The organism is Companilactobacillus halodurans, from assembly GCF_009600985.1.
GTDB lineage: Bacteria > Bacillota > Bacilli > Lactobacillales > Lactobacillaceae > Companilactobacillus > Companilactobacillus halodurans.
In genome coordinates this window covers 1-1466 of record NZ_VDFP01000126.1, presented here as the reverse complement: position 1 = coordinate 1466, position 1466 = coordinate 1, and the positions used below count along the sequence as shown (strand labels likewise).

The following is a 1466-nucleotide window of genomic DNA, read 5'->3' as shown; positions in this document are numbered from 1 at the left end:
AATCATTTCTTCAAGACATCATTACGTTTTGGTCTTTGGGCAAGTTTAATTTTCGCTATTCTTTCTGCTGGTGCCGGAGATCTTCAAACACAACAAATTATCAAAGATCAACCGATGAAATTTGCTGCTACTGAAGGTATTTATAAAGATACTAAAGATCCTGCTCCTTGGACTGTAGTTGAAATGATCAATGCCAAAGATCATAAGGCTAGTGGTCAAATCGAAGTTCCAGGTGTTTTAAGTATCTTGGCTTACCACAAATTAAGTGGTTCTGTTAAGGGTATGGATACCATTAACAAAGAACTACATGCTAAATACGACAAGCAATTTGGCAAGGACATGAATTACTACGTTCCACCTAAGACTCTATTCTGGAGTTTTAGAGTTATGACAGGTATTGATGCCTTGATTATGTTGGTTGCTTTAGTCGGATTGATCTTCTCTCGTAAGAAGAAAGATACAATTGAGAACCACAAGTGGATGCTAGTTGTTTTAGGACTTTGTATCTGGGTTCCATTTATTGGTAATTCCGCTGGTTGGTTCATTACTGAATTTGGTCGTTATCCATGGATTGTTTATGGACTATTCACAATTGCTCAAGCTGTATCTCCAACTTCAACAGTTGCCAGTCTATTATTCAGTAACATCGTTTACTTCCTACTCTTCTTGTTCTTAGGTGGCGTTATGGTTTGGTATTGCAGACAAACACTTCACCATGGCCCATACTACGAAGAGGCTGATTCTAAACAAAATGTTGATCCATTTGCAAAGGAGGCCTTTGGAAAATGACACTCAGTACATTATGGTTTATCTTAATTGGTCTTCTATTTTCTATCTTCCTCTTTCTTGAAGGATTTGATTTTGGTGTCGGAATGTCTACTCGTTTCCTAGCCAAAGATGATCAAGAAAGAACTGCTATCATGTCTACTATCGGTCCTCATTGGGACGGTAATGAAACATGGTTAGTTACCGCTGGTGGTGCAATGTTTGCTTCCTTGCCACTTTGGTATGCCTCATTGTTCTCTGGTTACTATATCCTCTTCTTGCTAGTTCTAGTAGGTCTGATTTTACGTGGTGTTTCTTTTGAATTCCACAAACATGCCGAAACAAAGGCTGGCAAAAATATGTGGATGTGGACTTTCTTTATTGGAAGTATCATGCCTCCATTTTTCCTATGTATGATTCTTTTGAGTATGGTCCAAGGTATTCCAATGGACGCTCAAGGTAACGCCTTCCCAACTTTCTTCAACGTTGTTAACTTACTTTCAATCGTCGGTGGTGTTGCAGGCACTTTACTATCACTCGTCCACGGTTTGAATTTCATCAGATTAAGAATCGAAGGTCCGCTTCGTGATCGTGCTCGTAAATTAAATCAAATATTATATCCAATCCTATTTCTAGGCGAAGTCGTCTTTGCAGTATTAGTCTTTCTACAAACTGACTTCTTTACAAAGAGATTCGGTTCA

Annotated in this window: 2 protein-coding genes; both read left to right on the top strand. The window is 38.6% G+C overall.

Features of this window, described 5'->3' with window-relative positions; all coding sequences use genetic code 11:
- Positions 1-789: cytochrome ubiquinol oxidase subunit I (locus FHL06_RS12965; RefSeq protein WP_192917996.1), on the top strand; the 789-nt coding region annotated here is incomplete at its 5' end.
- Positions 786-1466, top strand: a 681-nt coding sequence (gene cydB / locus FHL06_RS12960; protein ID WP_153387006.1) for a cytochrome d ubiquinol oxidase subunit II, incomplete at its 3' end; no start/stop codon positions are given. The genes FHL06_RS12965 and cydB, both read left to right, overlap by 4 nt.